The following is a 6626-nucleotide window of genomic DNA, read 5'->3' on the forward strand; positions in this document are numbered from 1 at the left end:
GTGTCTTGATAGCGGTATTGAGTTTGCTGATTAACTCTTGTTTTTCGCTTTTGGGAAAACCTTTACCATCTTGATGCGGTTCTCTTCTAGCTCAACAATTTCCATCTGATGCTCAGCAACTTGTACACTTAGGTGACTCTCAGGAATATCTTCTAAGTATTCTAAGATAAGGCCATTTAGCGTGCGCGGTCCGTCGGTCGGTAGCGTCCATTTTAGACCTTTGTTGATATCACGGATGTTGGCACTGCCTTCAATTAGGAAGCTGCCATCACCTTGCGGTGTGATTTCATCGGACAATGTTGGTGCCATGGATGTGGTGAACTCACCGACGATCTCTTCCAGAATGTCTTCAAGCGTCACTAGACCGTTAATATCGCCATATTCGTCAACAATGAGACCAATGCGTTCTTTGTTGCGCTGGAACTTGAGCATCTGCACGTTGAGTGGTGTCCCTTCCGGAATGAAGTACACCTCATCAGCACTGCGAAGTAGGGTTTCTTTAGTGAACTCGTTTTTCTCCAGCATCAAACGATACGACTCACGTAGCCTTATCATCCCTACCACTTCGTCGATTTGGTCACGATAAAGTACTACACGGCCATGAGGAGAGTGTGTTAACTGGCGAACTATCGATTTCCAGTCATCATTAATGTTGATGCCGGTGATCTCATTGCGCGGGATCATGATGTCATTCACGGTCACATGCTCAAGATCGAGGATCGAAATCAGCATATCTTGGTGACGACGAGGGATAAGCGAGCCCGCCTCATTTACCACGGTGCGCAGCTCTTCCGAGCTCAAATGGTCTTCATCGTTATGATCGACCCGAAGCCCAAGCAGGCGGATAAAGCCGTTAGTAATGAAGTTAACCAAGATAACCAGAGGCGAAAGCAGCTTCATCAGGATAGTGAGTACGATACTGCTCATAAACGACACTCGCTCTGGATAGAGAGCGGCAAGCGTTTTTGGTGTTACTTCCGCAAACACCAAGATGACCATGGTCAGTGCACCGGTTGCGATTGCGACACCTAAGTCACCAAATAGACGCAGGCCAAGTACCGTAGCGATTGCAGACGCCAATATATTAACTAGGTTATTTCCGATTAGGATCAGGCCGATGAGTCGGTCAGGGCGGCTCAGCAGTTTCTCAACGCGCTTTGCACCTTTGTGGCCTGTTTTAGATAAGTGTTTAAGTCTGTATCGGTTCAAAGACATCATCCCTGTCTCTGAACCCGAAAAATAGCCGGAAATTACAATTAGACCTGCAAGGATTGCAAATAAAATACCGGTCGAAATGTCGTCCAATGCCCTAGAATTCCTTTAGTAAATAGCTGGTTAATTTATGAACTACTTAATCCCTATTGTCAACGCGCCTTTAGTTGTAGTGCGTCTAAGGTCGACTTAGTTCAAGATGATCTCTCTTACAAAGCGGCTGCCAAAATAAGCGAGCGTGAGAAGTGTGGCGCCCGCGACAGCGAACCATGTGACTTTTTTGCCGCGCCAGCCTTTTTGATAGTGACCCCAAAGCAGCACAGAATAAACAATCCACGCCATGAAGGACAAAATGCCTTTATGCGCCTTACCTTGAGCAAACATATCTTGGACAAATACAAAACCTGTGATCAAGGTAGCGGTTAATAAGGCGGTACCGATCAAGATGATATTGAAAAGTTGTCTTTCCACCATCATTAATGGAGGAAGGTTAGGGTTGATCGTTAGCGCTTTCTTGTTTTTAAGCTTGTGATCAAGCCACGCCAGTTGCAGTGCATACAGTGCGCCAATAGACAGCGTTGAGTAAGAGAACAGTGCCAGTGAAATGTGAATCAACAGTTTCGGGTTGTGCTCGAGGTGCGTGATAAAGGCCGTCGGTACAAATGTAGCTGCGCTTAGGTTGATAGCCGCGAAGCTGTAGACCACAGGAAGCAAGAACCAAATACGAGTTTTCACCATCGCGACGCTCATAAATAGCGAGATTATGAAGCTAATCAGTGAAGCGACGTTAAGAATACTTAGGTTCTGGCCGGTGCCACTGAAGATTAAGTCGCTGAGCAATACTGCGTGAAACGTCAGCGCGAGAACAGCACTAACCAGAACAGTTTTCGTACGGATCCCGACCTGATTTACCAAGCCTGGGATGATTGTTGCGATGGCCAAGCCATAAAGTATGGCGGCCGCAATTGCGATTAAACTGTCCATTTTTCCTAAAAAATCGATTGCTTAGAGCACGAATTATACCCTGCATCGTCCTATTGGGCTACGTCAGATGTAAAAACTATTGACTCGTATTTGATCTTGTTAGATATGACTCTCACTGCTGGCTAAGGTATACTCACTGCAATTGATCGCCCAGTTTGAAGCGAAGAGAAAGAAATGTTTGAGAATTTAACGGATCGTCTATCCAAAACGCTGAAGAACATCAGCGGTAAAGGTCGTCTGACCGAAGACAACATCAAAGACACGCTACGCGAAGTTCGTATGGCGCTACTTGAGGCGGACGTCGCTCTGCCAGTTGTTCGTGAGTTTATCAAAGGTGTTAAAGAGCGCGCTGTTGGTGTTGAGGTGTCTAAATCACTCACGCCAGGTCAGGAGTTCATCAAGATTGTTCAAGCTGAGCTTGAGCAAGTCATGGGTGAATCGAATGAAGCGCTTGACCTTGCTGCGCAGCCGCCAGCTGTCATTCTTATGGCGGGTCTACAAGGTGCCGGTAAAACCACCAGTGTGGGCAAGCTCTCTAAGCTTCTAAACGAGCGCGAGAAAAAGAAAGTATTGGTTGTGTCTGCCGACGTTTACCGTCCAGCGGCAATCAAGCAGCTTGAAACGCTAGCTGGTGATGTGGGTGTGGACTTCTTCCCATCGACAGCCGATCAAAAGCCTATCGATATTGCTAATGCTGCAATCGAGCACGCTAAGAAGAAATTCTACGACGTACTGATTGTCGATACCGCAGGTCGCTTAGCGGTTGACCATGAAATGATGGATGAAATCCAGCAGCTTCATGCGGCAATCACCCCAGTTGAAACCTTGTTCGTGGTTGATGCCATGACAGGTCAAGATGCGGCGAACACAGCCAAAGCTTTTGGTGATGCACTGCCACTAACTGGCGTGGTTCTGACTAAGGTGGATGGTGATGCTCGTGGTGGTGCGGCACTGTCTGTTCGCCATATTACAGGCAAACCAATTAAGTTCTTGGGTGTAGGTGAGAAGACCGACGCACTAGAACCGTTCCACCCAGACCGCGTGGCTTCACGTATCCTGGGTATGGGTGACGTACTTTCTCTTATCGAAGACCTTCAGCGTAATGTCGATACTGAGAAAGCAGAAAAGATGGCGAAGAAGTTCAAGGAGAAGAAAGGTTTTGACCTTGAAGACTTCCGTGAGCAGCTTGGTCAGATGCAGAACATGGGCGGCATGATGGGCATGATGGACAAGCTTCCAGGCATGTCTAACCTTCCAGACAACGTCAAAGATAAAGTTGACGACAAGATGTTCAAGCAGATGGAAGCCATCATTAACTCGATGACAATGAAAGAGCGTCAGCGTCCTGAACTCATCAAAGGCTCTCGTAAAAAACGTATCGCGGCAGGTTCTGGTACTCAGGTACAAGATGTGAACCGTCTGCTTAAGCAATTCACCCAAATGCAGAAGATGATGAAGAAAATGCAGAAAGGTGGCATGCGCGGCATGATGCGTAATATGCAGGGTATGATGGGTGGCATGGGCGGTATGGGCGGCGGTGGTAATCCGTTTGGCCGATAGTCTTGCGATTCGCGCAGGGTAGCAGAGCGACTGAAAGCAACTCATTGATCTTTCAAACTGTTACCCAGCTCACATCTTCATCAGTGCCCGAAAACTGGTGAAAAAATAGCTAAACCCCTTGCAATGCCTCGGAATAAGAGTAAAATTCCGAGGCTTTATTTTGGCACGAGACCTCAGGTTGCTCATTAGAGAAACATTTCTGAGGTCATTTTTATTATTGAGAAAGCAAAGAGGACGATATGGTTACCATTCGTTTGGCACGTCACGGCGCTAAGAAGCGTCCATTCTATCAAATCGTAGTAGCGGACAGCCGCAATGCAGCAACTGGCCGTTTCATCGAGAAAGTGGGTTTCTTTAACCCTACTGCTACTGGTCAAGAAGAAGGTCTACGTCTAGACCTAGAGCGCGTTAACCACTGGGTTGGTCAAGGCGCAACAGTTTCTGACCGCGTTGCTAAGCTAGTTAAAGACGCTCAAAAAGCGGCTTAATTCTAGTTAAGTAAGCAGTATGTCGTCGATGAAAGGTAAAGACACAATGAGCAATCAAGACGAAAGAATTGTTGTAGGTAAATTTGGTTCTACTTACGGCATTCGCGGATGGCTTAAGGTGTTTACCTACACAGACAATCCTGAAAGTATTTTCGATTACAGCCCTTGGTATATTAACCAAAAGGGTGAATGGGTAGAGTACAAAGTCGAAAGTTGGAAGCGCCATAACAAAGGTATGGTGTGTAAACTAGAAGGTCTTGAGATTCGTGAAGAAGCTCACCTACTGACCAACTTTGAGATTGCAATCGACCCAGCTGTGCTACCAGAGCTGTCAGAAGATGAATTCTACTGGCGCGAATTGTTCGGAATGAAAGTAGTGACCACGAAAGGTTATGACCTCGGGGAAGTAACTGACATCATGGAAACTGGTTCGAACGATGTTTTGGTTGTGAAAGCAAATCTGAAAGATGCTTTTGGGCAAAAGGAACGGTTAGTACCGTACCTTGAAGAGCAAGTGATCAAGAATGTTGATCGCGAAGCTCAACGGATCGAAGTTGACTGGGATCCTGGATTCTAATTCATTTTTAGTAACTTAATAGAGCGAGAGAACAGATGTGGGTTGGCGTAATTAGCCTGTTTCCAGACATGTTCCGCAGCGTTACTGATTATGGAGTAACAGGTCAAGCGGTTAAAAAAGGTCTACTGTCGATTGAGACATGGAATCCTCGTGATTTCACTCACGACAAACATCGCACTGTCGATGATAGACCTTACGGTGGTGGTCCTGGCATGTTGATGATGGTTCAGCCATTGCGCGATGCCATTCACGCAGCCAAACAGGCATCACCGGGTAAGACGAAAGTCATTTACCTTTCTCCTCAAGGTCGTAAACTCGACCAAACTGGGGTAGAAGAACTAGCGAAAAACGACAACCTTGTGTTGATTTGTGGACGCTACGAAGGGGTAGATGAGCGCATCATCCAAACTGAAGTTGACGAAGAATGGTCAATCGGAGATTTTGTGATGACAGGTGGGGAAATCCCAGCCATGACGCTAATCGACTCAGTCTCACGGTTTGTTCCGGGAGTACTAGGCGATTTTGCTTCAGCAGAAGAAGATTCTTTTGCTAATGGCTTACTCGATTGTCCGCACTTTACGCGCCCTGAAGTGTTAGAAGATTTAGAGGTACCAAGTGTCCTCAAGTCTGGTAACCACAAGGATATTCGTCGCTGGCGACTAAAACAGTCGTTAGGCCGTACTTGGCTAAGAAGACCGGAGCTCCTGGAAAACCTAGCTCTGACTGACGAACAGGAACAATTACTTGCCGAGTTCATTAAAGAAACTCGAAATAACAGCAAGTAACCTATTTAATTTAGTATCAGTTTATTCTAGGAATTTAAGAACATGAGTAACATCATCAAGGCTCTTGAAGAAGAGCAAATGAAATCAGGCCTACCTAAATTTGCACCAGGTGACACTGTTGTAGTTCAGGTTAAAGTAAAAGAAGGTGACCGTGAGCGTCTACAGGCTTACGAAGGCGTTGTAATCGCTATCCGTAACCGTGGTCTTCACTCTGCTTTCACTGTTCGTAAGATCTCGAACGGCGAAGGTGTTGAGCGTACGTTCCAAACTCACTCTCCAATGGTTGATAGCATCGAAGTTAAACGCCGTGGTGCAGTACGTCGTGCCAAGTTGTACTACCTACGTGAGCGTTCTGGTAAGTCTGCTCGTATCAAAGAGAAACTTGCTAAGAAGTAATGCTATTTTACTAGCGTTCTCAAATATTAAGCGGAGTCCTTGGACTCCGCTTTTTTTGTGTTTGAAGTAAAGGAAGAACGTTAATGTTGTGTCTTTTATTGACTTGCACGTACTGGCCGTGCGCTTACGCAGGCAGGAATCTACTTAAGGCTTGGTGAACGCTTCAATAAGATCCCTGCCTACGCAGGGATGCCGATAATTTTGAGTTATTGTACTCACAACGTGTGTCATTCCTGCGCAGGCAGGAATCTATTTAAGGCTTGGTGAACGCTTCAATAAGATCCCTGCCTACGCAGGGATGCCGATAGTTTTGAGTTATTGTGCTCACAATGTACTGATGGTCACATAGGTAACACTTTAAACCGGCCACATAGGTAACACCCTATGTTGGCCGAATTACTTTTCCAACAACTTCATCTACAATCCCTAATCTCATTTCTCCAAATCGAAGCAACCAACATCGATTGTCGATATATTCCAAACTAACGTACTCACCTAATAGTCTTCTCGTGACGTAAATGGCTTGCCCGTTAAGTTTAATATAGCCGCCACATTTCACCTTTCTGACTTCATGTTCGCTAGGGTATTCCAGCGGAGGTAATTGATTGGGGAATGGTCGAGGAG

General features: G+C 46.1%; 8 protein-coding genes. 5 read left to right on the top strand and 3 right to left on the bottom strand.

The features are described 5' to 3' along the window. Positions 1–30 precede the first annotated feature (30 nt). Both L4C42_RS22775 and L4C42_RS22780 read right to left on the bottom strand, forming a co-directional pair. The gene (locus L4C42_RS22775; protein ID WP_353497772.1) at positions 31–1305 is read right to left on the bottom strand and encodes an HlyC/CorC family transporter; all 1275 of its coding nucleotides are present in this window, start codon (positions 1303–1305) and stop codon (positions 31–33) included. A 96-nt stretch (positions 1306–1401) separates the two neighbouring features. Then, positions 1402–2196 carry a cytochrome C assembly family protein gene (locus L4C42_RS22780; protein ID WP_353497773.1) on the bottom strand — a complete coding sequence of 265 codons (795 nt, stop codon included), beginning with the start codon at positions 2194–2196 and terminating at the stop codon, positions 1402–1404. 174 nt (positions 2197–2370) lie between these two features. Here L4C42_RS22780 and ffh point away from each other — a divergent pair, with 174 nt between their 5' ends. From ffh to rplS, 5 genes are all read left to right on the top strand, one after another. Further along, positions 2371–3756: a signal recognition particle protein gene (gene ffh, locus L4C42_RS22785; protein ID WP_418641765.1), complete on the top strand. Its 1386-nt coding sequence runs from the start codon at positions 2371–2373 to the stop codon at positions 3754–3756. A 239-nt stretch (positions 3757–3995) separates the two neighbouring features. Continuing rightward, positions 3996–4244: a 30S ribosomal protein S16 gene (gene rpsP / locus L4C42_RS22790; RefSeq protein WP_031494887.1), complete on the top strand. Its 249-nt coding sequence runs from the start codon at positions 3996–3998 to the stop codon at positions 4242–4244. A 46-nt stretch (positions 4245–4290) separates the two neighbouring features. After that, complete coding sequence (gene rimM, locus L4C42_RS22795) at positions 4291–4821, top strand: ribosome maturation factor RimM (protein WP_353498648.1); 531 nt, start codon at positions 4291–4293, stop codon at positions 4819–4821. 35 nt (positions 4822–4856) lie between these two features. Further along, on the top strand, positions 4857–5606 hold the full coding sequence (gene trmD, locus L4C42_RS22800) for a tRNA (guanosine(37)-N1)-methyltransferase TrmD (RefSeq protein ID WP_353497775.1): 750 nt from the start codon (positions 4857–4859) through the stop codon (positions 5604–5606). Between the two features lie 42 nt (positions 5607–5648). Next, positions 5649–6002, top strand: a complete 354-nt coding sequence (gene rplS / locus L4C42_RS22805; RefSeq protein ID WP_006074418.1) for a 50S ribosomal protein L19 — start codon at positions 5649–5651, stop codon at positions 6000–6002. A gap of 382 nt (positions 6003–6384) precedes the next feature. On the opposite strand, the gene L4C42_RS22810 is transcribed toward rplS, so the two are convergent. Then, on the bottom strand, positions 6385–6626 hold a 242-nt coding region (locus tag L4C42_RS22810), incomplete at its 5' end, for a hypothetical protein (RefSeq protein ID WP_429761799.1).

It is taken from the genome of Vibrio wakamikoensis, from assembly GCF_050337275.1.
Classification (GTDB): Bacteria; Pseudomonadota; Gammaproteobacteria; order Enterobacterales; family Vibrionaceae; genus Vibrio; species Vibrio chaetopteri.